This is a genomic window from Enterobacter sp. 200527-13 (assembly GCF_027924865.1).
In the GTDB taxonomy this organism is placed as follows: Bacteria; Pseudomonadota; Gammaproteobacteria; order Enterobacterales; family Enterobacteriaceae; genus Enterobacter; species Enterobacter ludwigii.
The window spans coordinates 85,312-97,901 of the sequence record NZ_BSCM01000009.1 but is presented as its reverse complement, the minus strand read 5'-3'; the positions used below and the strand labels follow the sequence as shown (position 1 = coordinate 97,901).

7 protein-coding genes are annotated in these 12,590 nt (G+C 56.5%); 2 read left to right on the top strand and 5 right to left on the bottom strand.

Going from position 1 to position 12,590, the window contains the following annotated elements:
* Positions 1-88: 88 nt before the first annotated feature.
* Together QMG44_RS21170 and gltB are read right to left on the bottom strand one after the other, a co-directional pair.
* Entirely contained in the window at positions 89-1,507 is a 1,419-nt protein-coding gene (locus QMG44_RS21170; RefSeq protein WP_014171835.1) for a glutamate synthase small subunit, read from the bottom strand.
* Positions 1,508-1,516: 9 nt separating this feature from the next.
* Positions 1,517-5,977 (bottom strand): glutamate synthase large subunit, encoded by a 4,461-nt coding sequence (gene gltB / locus QMG44_RS21165; protein WP_281853271.1) that lies wholly within the window; start codon positions 5,975-5,977, stop codon positions 1,517-1,519.
* 682 nt (positions 5,978-6,659) lie between these two features.
* On the opposite strand from gltB, the gene QMG44_RS21160 reads away from it, so the two are divergent.
* Positions 6,660-7,601: a TIGR01212 family radical SAM protein gene (locus QMG44_RS21160; protein ID WP_123266848.1), complete on the top strand. Its 942-nt coding sequence runs from the start codon at positions 6,660-6,662 to the stop codon at positions 7,599-7,601.
* Here QMG44_RS21160 and QMG44_RS21155 read toward each other — a convergent pair.
* On the bottom strand, positions 7,581-9,083 hold the full coding sequence (locus QMG44_RS21155; RefSeq protein WP_086532061.1) for a helicase HerA-like C-terminal domain-containing protein: 1,503 nt from the start codon (positions 9,081-9,083) through the stop codon (positions 7,581-7,583). The genes QMG44_RS21160 and QMG44_RS21155 overlap by 21 nt on opposite strands.
* A gap of 137 nt (positions 9,084-9,220) precedes the next feature.
* On the opposite strand from QMG44_RS21155, the gene QMG44_RS21150 reads away from it, so the two are divergent.
* A complete protein-coding gene (locus tag QMG44_RS21150) occupies positions 9,221-10,867 on the top strand; it encodes a glycerone kinase (protein WP_086532062.1) in 1,647 nt (548 codons plus the stop codon).
* Between the two features lie 81 nt (positions 10,868-10,948).
* Here QMG44_RS21150 and QMG44_RS21145 read toward each other — a convergent pair whose 3' ends face one another.
* Both QMG44_RS21145 and QMG44_RS21140 read right to left on the bottom strand, forming a co-directional pair.
* The gene (locus QMG44_RS21145) at positions 10,949-11,968 is read right to left on the bottom strand and encodes an NAD(P)-dependent alcohol dehydrogenase (protein ID WP_020883520.1); all 1,020 of its coding nucleotides are present in this window, start codon (positions 11,966-11,968) and stop codon (positions 10,949-10,951) included.
* A gap of 83 nt (positions 11,969-12,051) precedes the next feature.
* A complete protein-coding gene (locus QMG44_RS21140) occupies positions 12,052-12,555 on the bottom strand; it encodes a GNAT family N-acetyltransferase (protein ID WP_020883521.1) in 504 nt (167 codons plus the stop codon).
* Positions 12,556-12,590: the final 35 nt, after the last annotated feature.

Below are 12,590 nucleotides of genomic sequence, written 5' to 3'. Positions count from 1 at the left end.
CCACAGAAAAGCGGAGCTGCAGGGGGAAAATCAACGGCGGTTAACCGCATAAAAAAAGCCGGATGGTATTTGCCATCCGGCTTATTTCTTACACTTCCAGGTAGTTCAGAATACCGTCAGCGGCTTTACGGCCTTCGGCAATCGCGGTAACGACCAGGTCGGAACCGCGAACGATATCACCGCCAGCAAAGATTTTCGGGTTGCTGGTCTGGAACGCGTTTTCGTTGCCTTCCGGCGCAATAACACGACCCTGAGAGTCCAGCTCTACGCTGTGCTTCGCCAGCCACTCCATGCTGTGAGGACGGAAACCGAACGCCATTACTACGGCATCGGCCGGGATCACATGCTCGGAGCCTGCCACGATCTCTGCGCGACGACGACCTTTCGCATCCGGCGCACCCATCTCAGTGCGCGCCATTTTCACGCCGCTCACTTTGCCGTTGGCATTCACTTCAATACCCAGAGGCTGGATGTTGAACTGGAATTCCACGCCCTCTTCACGCGCGTTTTTCACTTCGCGTTTAGAGCCCGGCATGTTCTCTTCGTCACGACGATAGGCGCAGATCACGTGTGCCGCATTCTGGCGAATGGAGGTACGCACGCAGTCCATCGCGGTATCACCCCCGCCCAGTACCACCACGCGTTTGCCTTCCATGCTGACATACGGCTCATCGGCGGTTTCGCCATAGCCCATGATCTGTTTGGTATTGGCAATCAGGAACGGCAGTGCGTCGAATACGCCCGGCGCATCTTCGTTTTCCAGACCACCGCGCATGGACTGATAGGTTCCCACGCCCAGGAAGACGGCGTCGTAATCCTTCAGCAGGTCGTCGAGCTGCACGTCGCGACCGACTTCCACGTTCAGTTTGAACTCAATACCCATACCGGTGAAGATTTCACGGCGGCGGGTCATGACCTCTTTTTCCAGCTTGAAGGCCGGAATACCGAAGGTCAGCAGACCGCCGATTTCCGGATGGCGGTCAAAGACCACCGCCTTCACGCCGTTACGGGTCAGAACGTCCGCACAGGCCAGGCCCGCCGGGCCCGCACCGATGATCGCCACACGCTTGTCGGTTTGCTTCACGCCGGTCATATCCGGACGCCAGCCCATTTCGAAGGCTTTATCGTTGATATAGCGTTCGATATTACCGATGGTCACCGCGCCAAATTCGTCGTTCAGCGTACAGGAACCTTCACACAGACGGTCCTGAGGACACACGCGGCCGCATACTTCCGGCAGGGTGTTTGTCTGGTGAGACAGCTCGGCAGCTTCAAAAATACGTCCTTCGTTGGCCAGTTTCAGCCAGTTCGGGATGTAGTTATGGACCGGACATTTCCATTCGCAGTAAGGGTTACCGCAGGACAGGCAGCGGTCTGCCTGTGCTTTGGCCTGGCCTTCTGAAAACGGCTCATAGATTTCTACAAATTCAATTTTACGGATCTTCAGCGGTTTCTTTGGCGGATCAACACGCTGCAGGTCGATAAACTGGTATACGTTCTGGCTCATCTGAATTCCTTACTGCGCCTGCACACGCAGCTCTGCTGCGCTACGACTACGGTGACCCAACAGGGCTTTAACATCGCTGGACTTCGGTTTAACCAGCGCGAATTTCGCAGAGAACGCCGGCCAGTTGGCCAGGATCTCTTCGCCGCGCGAAGAACCGGTATGCTGCACGTGTTCGGTAATCAAACCGCGCAGGTGTTCTTCGTGGATAGCCAGCGTTTCAACGTCCAGCACTTCCACCAGTTCAGGGTTCACGCGTTTGCGGAACTCACCGTCTTCATCCAGGACGTAAGCAAAACCGCCCGTCATGCCTGCGCCAAAGTTCACGCCGGTTTTACCCAGGACGCACACAATCCCGCCCGTCATGTATTCACAACCGTTATCACCGATACCTTCAACTACGGTGATGGCACCGGAGTTACGTACGGCAAAACGTTCACCTGCACGACCCGCTGCAAACAGACGACCGCCGGTCGCGCCGTACAGACAGGTGTTACCGATGATGCTGGCATCGCAGCTACGGAAGGCTGAACCGACCGGCGGACGCACCGCCAGCAGACCACCCGCCATGCCTTTACCGACATAGTCGTTGGCATCACCGGTCAGATACAGTTCAACGCCGCCGGCGTTCCACACGCCGAAGCTCTGACCCGCGGTACCGCTGAAGTGCGCGGTAATCGGGTCGGCCGCCAGGCCCTGGTCACCGTGCGTTTGCGCGATGTAACCGGAAAGCGATGCACCGACAGAACGGTCAGTGTTGCGAATATCAAACCAGAACGTTTTGCTCTGCTTGTCATCCACGTACGGCTTCGCTTGCTGCAGCAGCTGCGCGTTCAGCACGCCATTGTCGAACGGCGGGTTATTCTCGGTGCAGTAGACCGCTTTGCAAGGATGTGGCTCGGCAGTTTCCAGCAACTTAGACAGCTCAAGCTTCTGCTGTTTGGCTGTGAAGCCTTCCAGCTCTTTGAGCAGGTCGGTACGGCCAATCAGATCCACCAGGCGTTTCACGCCCAGCTGTGCCATCAGCTCACGGGTTTCGCGGGCGATGAAATCAAAGTAGTTCGTCACTTTGAACGGCAGGCCGTGGTAATGGTTCTTACGCAGCTTCTCGTCCTGGGTTGCAACACCGGTTGCACAGTTGTTCAGGTGGCAAATACGCAGGTATTTACAGCCGAGCGCGACCATAGGGCCCGTGCCGAAACCAAAGCTTTCCGCACCCAGAATCGCCGCCTTGATGATGTCGAGGCCGGTTTTCAGGCCGCCATCCACCTGCAGACGGATCTTATGACGCAGACCGTTAGCCACCAGCGCCTGCTGGGTTTCCACCAGGCCAAGCTCCCACGGACAGCCCGCGTATTTCACGGAGGAGAGTGGGCTTGCCCCGGTACCACCGTCATAACCGGCGATGGTGATCAGGTCCGCATAGGCTTTTGCCACACCGGTCGCGATGGTGCCAACGCCCGGTTCGGAAACCAGCTTCACGGAGATCATCGCTTTCGGGTTGACCTGTTTCAGGTCGAAAATCAGCTGCGCCAGATCCTCGATAGAATAAATATCGTGATGCGGTGGCGGAGAAATCAGCGTCACACCCGGTACGGAGTAGCGTAATTTGGCGATATACGGCGTGACTTTATCACCCGGTAACTGGCCGCCTTCGCCCGGTTTTGCACCCTGAGCGACTTTAATCTGAATCACGTCGGCGTTAACCAGATACGCTGGCGTGACGCCAAAGCGACCGGATGCAACCTGCTTGATACGTGAGACTTTGTTGGTGCCATAACGGGCAGGGTCTTCACCACCTTCACCGGAGTTTGAATTGCCGCCGATGCTGTTCATCGCTTCAGCCAGCGCTTCGTGAGCTTCCGGGCTGAGCGCACCGATGGACATTGCCGCGGTGTCAAAGCGTTTAAACAGTTCAGTGGCAGGCTCAACGTCGTCAATGCTGACGGCTTCATCACCCGGGTTCAGCGCCAGCAGGTCACGCAGCGTCGCCGCCGGACGGCTGTTCACCAGTTCAGCATACTGCTGGTAATCGCTGTACTCGCCGCTCTGAACGGCCTGTTGCAGCGTACGCACCACGTCCGGGTTATAAGCGTGATATTCACCGCCGTGGACATACTTCAGCAGACCACCTTGATCCAGCGGCTTACGTGCCAGCCAGGCTCGTTTCGACAGGTTCATCAGATCCTGCTGGAAGTCAGCGAATCCAGCACCGCCGATACGGCTGATAACGCCCTGGAAGCAAAGTGTCGCCACGTCGTCATGCAGACCGACCGCTTCAAACAGCTTCGAGCAGCGGTAGGAGGCGATGGTCGAGATGCCCATTTTGGACATGATTTTGTACAGGCCTTTGTTGATGCCGTTACGGTAGTTCAGCATCACCGTGCGGTAATCTTTGTCGATAGCACGGGTATCCACGAGACGCGCCAGCGTTTCGTAGGCCAGGTACGGGTAAATAGCCGTCGCACCAAAGCCTAACAGCACGGCAAAGTGGTGCGGATCGCGGGCGCTGGCGGTTTCAACAATGATGTTGGCGTCGCAGCGCAGGCTCTTATCGACCAGACGCGTCTGGATAGCACCCACCGCCATGGGGGCCGGTACCGGCAGACGGTTTTTCGCAATATTGCGGTCAGAGAGCACCAGCAGAACGGTACCGTTACGCACCATCTGTTCCGCTTTGTCACACAGCGCGTTCACCGTCTCTTCGAGGGTCGCTTCGGTCACGTCGAAAGTGATATCGAGCGTGTCGGCGCGGTAGTGATCCTCTTTCAGGGTGGTGAGCTGTTTGAAATCAGAGTACAGCAGGATCGGCGATTTAAAGGTCAGGCGGTGCGCTTGGCCTTCAGCTTCGCAGAAGACGTTCATCTCGCGACCGATGCTGGTGGCCAGTGACATCACGTGTGCTTCACGCAGCGGATCGATTGGCGGGTTGGTCACCTGCGCAAACTGCTGACGGAAGTAATCATAAATGATGCGTGGCTGGCTGGAGAGCACGGCAAACGGGGTATCGTCACCCATGGAGCCGACCGCTTCCTGGCCATTTTCACCGAGTACGCGGATCACGGAATCCAGCTCTTCGGCGCTGTAGTTAAACTGTTTCTGGAAGCTGGCGAGCGTATCGTCGTCCAGCTCACGACTGCCCACTTCTTCATCCGGCAGATCTTCGAATGGCACCAGGCGACGAACGTTTTTCTCCATCCACTCTTTGTACGGATGGCGGCTCTTCAGATCGTTATCGGTTTCAGCAGAGTGCAGAATGCGCCCACCGCGGGTGTCGATAACCATCAGCTCGCCCGGGCCAACGCGGCCTTTCTCAACCACTTCGTCAGGCTGGTAATCCCAGATACCGACTTCAGAGGCGCAGGTGATGAGCTTATCTTTGGTGATGACGTAGCGTGCCGGACGCAGACCGTTACGGTCCAGGTTACAGGCAGCAAAGCGACCGTCGGACATAACGATGCCCGCCGGGCCATCCCACGGCTCCATGTGCATGGAGTTAAAGTCGAAGAACGCACGCAGCTCTGGATCCATATCCGGGTTGTTCTGCCATGCCGGTGGCACGAGCAGACGCATGGCGCGCACGATATCCATACCGCCTGCCAGCAGCAGCTCCAGCATGTTATCCATGGAGCTGGAGTCAGAGCCAGTTTCGTTAACGAACGGCGCGGCATCGTGCAGGTCAGGGATCAGTGGCGTCTGGAACTTATAGGTACGAGCACGCGCCCACTGGCGGTTACCGGTAATGGTATTGATCTCGCCGTTGTGCGCCAGGTAGCGGAACGGCTGTGCCAGCGGCCAGCGAGGGACGGTGTTGGTGGAGAAGCGCTGGTGGAAGAGGCAGATGGCCGATTCCAGACGCAGGTCCGCCAGGTCCAGGTAGAAGCGCGGCAGGTCAGCCGGCATACACAGACCTTTATAGATGTTCACCAGGTTAGAGAGGCTACAGACGTAGAACTCCTTGTCGTCCTGGAGACGTTTTTCAATGCGACGACGGGCGATAAACAGACGGCGTTCCATATCACGCGGACGCCAGCCCGCAGGGGCATTAACAAAAATCTGTTCAATTCGAGGCAGCGAGGAGAGGGCGATTTCGCCGAGTACCCCTTCGTTGGTTGGCACATCGCGCCAGCCAACAATAGACAGGGTTTCACGTTGAAGTTCTTCTTCGACGATGCGGCGTGAGGCGGCAGCTTTTTCAGGATCCTGATTCAGGAACAGCATACCGACAGCGTAGTTTTTGGCTAAACGCCAGCCGCGCTCTTCCGCAACGATACGGAAGAAACGATCCGGTTTTTGCAGCAGCAGACCGCAACCGTCGCCGGTTTTACCATCAGCAAGGATGGCACCACGGTGCTGCATGCGGGCCAGTGCGTGAATAGCAGTACGCACTACCTTGTGGCTAGGTTCGCCTTCTATGTGGGCGATCAGGCCGAAACCACAGTTATCCTTCTCAAGGGATTTATCGTACAACATATCAGTGAACCTCCCCAGGCTCGTCGGGCTTCCCACTGAACCGTGGCGCACAGGCACAGAAAGAGCATGGCGACGGGGTTTGCGTTTCATACGCGTACCTCGCATTCGCCCTCTTTTTCATCCTTTCGCGCAGGTAAACAAGTTTGAGGACTTGCTTCAGAGGGAATCTCAATTACTGCATAAATATGATGAGCAGGCTGCTCATCCAGAAAGCTTCCAGCGGATTTCCAACTTATCGGGAATTGGTACACAGGTCAAATGGCAATCTTATTTATACAAAAATGTGCTAAAGAGCTGTTAACTATTTGTATATAAAAGAAATTCAACTCTATTTACAACGTTTGTAAGCTGTGGTGAGACGCAGCGGAGTGTGATCTGACTCACTATATGAAAGCGGTATTATCGATGTAGCGTGCTGAATAGCCGTTTTTTAGCAGAATAATTCTCTACGATGAAATGCAAACCCGCATAAAGTCACTGTTTTTCAGTGCTGACGCTATAAGTGAAAAAAACAATCAGAACATAAGGAAAAGTAATCACAACTGGCGTGAATGAAATTGCAGTAATCCTGAGTATTTATTCATAGAGATAAAGGCCGTCCAGGGCGATTGATCCAGGTCATCGCCGACAGAGGCTAAAAATGGCAGGCTTGTCCCCTTTCTTTGGGACGGTCTATCAGATTATGCAGTTACAGAAATTAGTCAATATGTTTGGTGGGGATCTTTTGCAGCGTTATGGGCAAAAGGTTCACAAGCTGACGCTGCATGGCGGTTTTAGCTGCCCGAACCGTGACGGGACGATCGGGCGCGGTGGCTGTACTTTCTGTAATGTGGCGTCTTTTGCTGACGAAGCGCAGCAGCATCGTTCCATCGTCGAACAGCTGTCCCATCAGGCGAGTCTGGTCAACCGTGCGAAACAGTATCTGGCCTATTTCCAGGCCTACACCAGCACATGGGCGGAAGTACAGGTCTTGCGCTCCATGTATCAGCAGGCGGTAAGCCAGGCCAGTATCGTAGGGCTGTGTGTGGGCACCCGCCCGGACTGCGTGCCGGAAGCGGTACTGGACCTGCTCAGCGAGTACAAGGAGCAGGGGTATGAGATCTGGCTGGAGCTGGGCCTGCAAAGTGCGCACGACAAAACTCTGCACCGCATCAACCGTGGACATGACTTCGCCTGTTACCAGCGCACCACACGTCTCGCGCGTGAGCGTGGGCTAAAGGTGTGCTCGCACCTGATTGTCGGCCTGCCAGGCGAAGGACAGCAGCACGGTCTTAAGACACTGGAAAAGGTGGTCGAAACCGGTGTAGACGGAATTAAGCTGCATCCACTGCACATCGTAAAGGGCAGTATCATGGCCAAAGCCTGGGAAGCCGGGCGCTTAACCGGTATTGAGCTTGATGCGTATACGATGACAGCGGGGGAGATGATTCGGCACACCCCGCCGGAGATTGTCTACCACCGCATCTCCGCCAGCGCCCGCCGTCCAACGCTTCTTGCACCGCTCTGGTGTGAGAACCGCTGGACGGGGATGGTGGAAATCGACCGTTATCTGCAAGAGCACGGCGTACAGGGATCGGCGCTTGGTCGCCCCTGGGTTCCCCGCTTACCGGCGACGACCGCCTAACAGGCTCCCCAGCATGCCGCGTACAATCTGATTCGTGACCTGACGCGCTGCACTTTTCGCCATGGTCTGCACGACGCCATCGCGTTTGCCGCCGCGTGGTCCGGTTGTACCAAACAGGATATCCTTAAGCCCGCCCAGGATGCCGTCGTCCACGGCAACAGACTGGCCTTTGGCGGCAGGCGCGTCCTGGGATTCGGTGGTGGCCTGAACCCCTTTTTGCAGCATCTCGAATGCCGACTCGCGATCCACGTCGTCCTCATACTTACCATACAGCGGGGAGCGGTTAATCAGGCCGTTGCGTTCATCGTCCGTCACGGGTCCCATCCGGGAGCAAGGGGCAATCACCATTGCGCGTTCCACAACGGACGGGCTGCCTTTTGCATCCAGGAAAGAGATAAGCGCTTCACCGGTGCCCAACGCCTGGATGGCCGCTTCGGTATCAAATGCCGGGTTCGCTCGCATGGTTTGTGCGGCGGCTTTGACGGCCTTCTGATCTTTCGGTGTAAAGGCGCGAAGGGCATGCTGTACGCGGTTGCCGAGCTGTCCCAGCACGTTGTCAGGAATATCGGACGGGTTTTGCGAAACAAACCAGACGCCGACGCCTTTAGAGCGGATCAGGCGGATCACCTGTTCAATCTTATCCAGCAGAACCTGTGGCGCATCGTTAAACAGCAGGTGCGCTTCGTCGAAGAAGAAGACCAGCTTGGGCTTGTCGAGATCGCCGGCTTCAGGTAACTGCTCGTACAGTTCAGAGAGCATCCACAGCAGGCTGGCGGCGTAGAGCTTCGGCATCTGGTAAAGCTTCTCTGAGCTCAGAATATTGATGATGCCTTTCCCGTTGCTGTCGGTGCGCATCCAGTCCTTGATATCCAGCATCGGCTCGCCAAAGAAATGTTCGGCACCCTGTTGCTCCAGGGTCAGTAACCCGCGCTGGATGGCCCCGACTGAGGCGCTGCTGATATTACCGTACTGGTTCTGGAACGATTTGGCGTTATCACCGATGTACTGGGTAATGGCCCGCAGATCTTTGAAATCAAGCAGCAGCAGACCCTGGTCGTCGGCAATACGGAAGATGATGTTCAGCACACCGGACTGCACGTCGTTGAGGTTGAGCAGACGAGCCAGCAGCAGCGGACCGAGATCGGAGACGGTTGCACGTACCGGGTGACCTTTCTCACCAAAGATATCCCATAACACGACCGGATTGTTGTGCGGTGTCCAGTCCGTGATGCCGATATTTTTGAGTCGGTCGAGCAGTTTTTCGGAGGGAGTGCCTTCCTGAGCCACACCGGTTAAATCGCCTTTTACATCGGCCATAAAGACCGGTACGCCGATCTCTGAAAGCGACTCTGCCAGCTTCTGCAGGGTCACGGTTTTCCCCGTCCCGGTGGCCCCGGTGATGAGACCGTGGCGGTTGGCCATCGCGGGCAGTAAAAACAGCTCTTTGTCCAGCGTGCGGGCAATTAACAATGGTTTACTCATAATGCGCTTCCTCTCTTAGTCCTCGGTCGAGTATAGGCAACCTGACGGCAAAATGGCTGAGTAAATTGCTGACTTTGCGGCGCATTATCCAGCGCGGACTATGCTTTTGCATACGGTTCACAAAATTTTGGAAAACTATGTCCAGATTCTTCTTTAACGATCGCAAACAGCTGGTCAACGACGCCATCGAAGGCATACTGATTTCGGCACCACACGCTAATCTCGTCAAACTTGATATCGACCCGGCCATTCGGGTGGTGGCGCGCAGCGACTGGGATAAAAGCCGGGTGGCGGTTATTTCAGGCGGTGGCTCTGGTCACGAACCTGCACACGCCGGGTTTGTCGGCAAAGGGATGCTCACGGCAGCGGTGTGCGGTGATCTTTTTGCTTCGCCGAGCGTTGATGCGGTGCTGAACGCCATTGTGGCGGTAACGGGCGATCGGGGTTGTCTGCTGATCGTGAAAAATTACACCGGCGACCGGCTTAATTTCGGTCTGGCGGCAGAAAAAGCCAAGCGCTATGGCCTGAAGGTCGAGATGGTCATTGTCGCCGATGATATTGCCCTGCCGGATAACAAGCAGCCGCGCGGTATCGCCGGTACGGCACTGGTTCATAAAATCGCGGGCTATGCGGCAGAGCACGGCAAATCACTGACCGAGGTGCGCGATATCGCGCAGCAGGCTTGCGATAATCTCTGGAGCCTGGGCGTGGCAATGCAAACCTGTAACCTGCCGGGCAGTGATGATGAAGAGGGGCGGATCAAGCAGGGGCACGTGGAGCTGGGGCTTGGGATCCACGGCGAGCCTGGTGCCTCGGTTGTCGATACGCAAAACAGCAAAGCCATCATCGAGACGCTGGTCGAGCCGCTCAAAGCGCAGGCCGGTAACGGGCGTTTTGCGGTGCTTATCAATAACCTCGGCGGCGTGTCGGCGCTGGAGATGGCATTGCTCACCAAAGAGCTGGCCCACTCGGCGCTGAAAGAGAATATCGCTTATCTGATTGGTCCGGCACCGCTGGTGAGTGCCCTGGATATGAAAGGCTTTTCGCTGACGTTGCTGAAGCTTAACGATCTGTTCGAAAAAGCTCTCCATGAAGAGGTGGAGACGTTGGGCTGGCAGAAGCCGGTGGCGTTTGCGCCGCTGCGCGTGCAGGAACATAGTGCGATCCATGACCGCGTGGAATATACCGCCTCGGACAATCCACGGGTCGCAGAGATCGTCTCCACGGTCACGCAGACGCTGATCCAGCTGGAAAACCGCCTCAATGCGCTGGATGCCAAAGTGGGTGATGGCGATACGGGCTCTACCTTTGCGCAAGGGGCGCGGGATATTGCGCAGCGTCTGGAGAAGAAACAGCTTCCGCTAAATGATGTGTCGACGCTGTTGCTGCTGGTTGGCGAGCGGCTGGCAACGGTTATGGGGGGCTCAAGCGGTGTGCTGATGTCGATCTTCTTTACCGCTGCCGGGCAGACGTTGCACGACGGTCAGCCGTTGCCGGAAGCGCTCTTCAGCGGGCTGGCGCAGATGAAGCAGTATGGTGGGGCAGATCTTGGCGATCGCACCTTGATCGATGCCCTGCAACCGGCGCTGGAGGCATTGCAGAAAGGCGACCTTCAGGCTGCTGCGCAGGCTGCGAACGCGGGCGCTGAGGCGACAGCGAATATGGTGAAAGCGGGTGCCGGACGTTCGTCGTATGTCAACAAAGAGAACCTGGAGGGGGTGACCGACCCGGGGGCCGTGGCGGTGGCAGAGGTGTTCAAGGCAATGACCGCAGCAAAACGGTAGCGTTTTGAGTATTCCACCCTCTCCCGACGGGAGAGGGTGGAGATGCGTGCAATCAGGCCGCACGCACCCCGCGCGTTCACATCAAAAATCCGCTTTCAACACCACGCGATAACGGGCTTTACCGTCACGCACATGCTGGATAGCTTCGTTGATCTTAGACATCGGATACAGTTCGGTGGTGGGCGCCACTTTAGTGCGTCCGGCAAACTTCATCAGTTTGCGCAATTCGAACGGCGTACCGGTTGCGGAACCGGAGACGCTGCGATCCCCCCCGATCAGCGTAAACGCAGGCACCGGCAGCGGCTTCATCACCGCACCGACGGTGTGGAAGTTACCGCCGTGGGCCAGCGCTTCAAAGTACGGTTGCCAGTCGAGATCGACGTTAACGGTATTGATGATCAGATCAAACTGACCTGCCAGCGATTTGAGCGCTTGCGGATCGCGGCTGTTGACTACCTTATCCGCCCCCATCGCCAGCACTTCTTTCTCTTTGGCCGGGTTCGAGCTAAACGCCGTGACTTCACAGCCCATCGCATGCAGCAGTTTAATTGCGATATGGCCCAGACCACCAATCCCGATGACACCCACACGGCTGGTGGCGGTGACATGATGCATCAGCAGCGGTTTGAATACGGTGATACCGCCGCACAGCAGCGGACCGGCAGATTCGATATCAATGCTGTCCGGCAGGGGAATAACCCATTGCCAGTCGGCACGCAGTTTATCGGCGAAACCGCCTTTGTTCAGAATGGTAGGGACTGCGCCTTCGAGGCAGTTGATTTGGTTACCGCTGATACAGGCATCGCAGTGACCACAGCTGCGCGCCGTCCAGCCAATACCCACGCGCTGGCCGACCTTCAGCCCTTTGTCCTGTGCGGCGCTACCGAGCGCCACTACGCGGCCAATGACTTCGTGGCCGGCAATCAGTGGATACTGTGAGAAGCCCCATTCATTGTCGATCATGGAGAGATCGGAGTGGCAGATCCCGCAGTAATCAACCTGCACTTCGACGTCTTCTGCTTTTAGGTCGCCCGCATCGTATTCGTACAGCTCAAGTTCTGCACCCGCCTGCGGTGCGGCGTAGCTTTTTATCTTCGACATCGTGTTTCCCCCGTTATGGTGTGAACTGAGAGTGTAGAGCATTCAGTTTACAGTCGCTTAACAGAAGAGGGCAGGAATGCCCTTTACAGAGTTTTCAGCATCCTGACTTCGCAATCGACGTGGCCGGTACAGCCCAGCGGCGCATCAATATGCGTAAAGCCCAGATGTTCATACAGGCCAATGGCCTCTTTGAGGAAGGCGGTTGTTTCCAGGTAACAGCGTTTAAAACCCTGAGTACGCGCATGTTCAAGGGCGATAAGCGCCAGCTTTTTCGCCAGCCCTTGCCCGCGTACCGACGGCAGAAAATACATTTTTTGCAGTTCGCAGATATCCGGCTCGCTGCAGCTTAAAGGTGCCACGCCACCGCCGCCCACCACCTGACCGTTCTGCTCAATAACCCAATAGGCGTAGCCCGGCTGGCTGTACAGCTGAAACAGCTCATCCAGATTCGGGTCGGCAACGGTATAGCCTTTGTCGGCCGTCAGGCCATACTCTGCGGAAACCGTTCGGATAACGGCGGCAATAGCCGGGTTGTCCTGCTCAGTGATCCGACGCATCGTCGTCGCGACGGGGGTAATCACGCTCATAGTCTTACTCATTACAAAAATTGACACACAACTGC

Coding starts and splice junctions, on each gene's coding strand:
- QMG44_RS21140 (WP_020883521.1), bottom strand. CDS start 12,555: ATGAGCGTGATTACCCCCGTCGCGACGACGATGCGTCGGATCACTGAG.
- QMG44_RS21155 (WP_086532061.1), bottom strand. CDS start 9,083: ATGAGTAAACCATTGTTAATTGCCCGCACGCTGGACAAAGAGCTGTTT.
- QMG44_RS21170 (WP_014171835.1), bottom strand. CDS start 1,507: ATGAGCCAGAACGTATACCAGTTTATCGACCTGCAGCGTGTTGATCCG.
- QMG44_RS21150 (WP_086532062.1), top strand. CDS start 9,221: ATGTCCAGATTCTTCTTTAACGATCGCAAACAGCTGGTCAACGACGCC.
- QMG44_RS21145 (WP_020883520.1), bottom strand. CDS start 11,968: ATGTCGAAGATAAAAAGCTACGCCGCACCGCAGGCGGGTGCAGAACTT.
- gltB (WP_281853271.1), bottom strand. CDS start 5,977: ATGTTGTACGATAAATCCCTTGAGAAGGATAACTGTGGTTTCGGCCTG.
- QMG44_RS21160 (WP_123266848.1), top strand. CDS start 6,660: ATGCAGTTACAGAAATTAGTCAATATGTTTGGTGGGGATCTTTTGCAG.